General features: G+C 70.2%; 1 protein-coding gene. It reads right to left on the reverse strand.

The window, feature by feature from the left end:
- Positions 1–4 precede the first annotated feature (4 nt).
- A partial coding sequence (locus O3W51_RS48280) for a DUF5655 domain-containing protein (RefSeq protein WP_269290458.1) occupies positions 5–615 on the reverse strand: 611 nt, incomplete at its 5' end.

Raw genomic sequence — 615 nt, forward strand, 5'->3', positions numbered from 1 at the left:
ACGATCACCCCGCCGCGTAGCTCGCACGGAACAGGTCCTGCGCACGCTCCACGTCCCTCGTCGTGCGGAGTTGTACTTCCAAGTCGCCGGTCCCGTGGTGGCCGAGCCCAGACACGTCCCGGGTGAACCCGGGAGCCAGGTCGACGCGCTTCGGGTCGACCTTCAGGTAGACCAGGAGCTTGCTCCGCTGGGGCGGACAGACGCAGGCGAAGTTCCGCAGCCGCTGATACGCCCGGTACTGCTTGCGCTCCACGCGGCTCACGCCGTCGCCCAGACCACGCAACGCCTCGTCAACCGCCGTCGCCAGGTCGGCCATCGACGCGCCCTGGATGTCGGCTGCCGTGCGTGCGCCGGCCTGTCGACGTGCCCGCCGAGGCGCCTGAGTCCCGCTGCTCACGGACGCGAGGGTCTCCAGGCCGAGCAGGTCGCTGCCGAACAGCCGGTAGCGGACCAGGTCGATCGACCTGCGGTGCTCGCGTACGGCGTGTACGTCGTAGCGCGTGAAGTCGCCGGCGATGCAGATCAGCCTTGGCGCGCTCCAGAGCACCTGGGCTGCGGCCGTTGCCCCGAGCTGGTCGCGGACCAGGTGCTCGAACTCGCGGCGGTGGTCCATCA

Source organism: Streptomyces sp. H39-C1, assembly GCF_027158125.1.
Taxonomy (GTDB): domain Bacteria; phylum Actinomycetota; class Actinomycetes; order Streptomycetales; family Streptomycetaceae; genus Actinacidiphila; species Actinacidiphila fildesensis.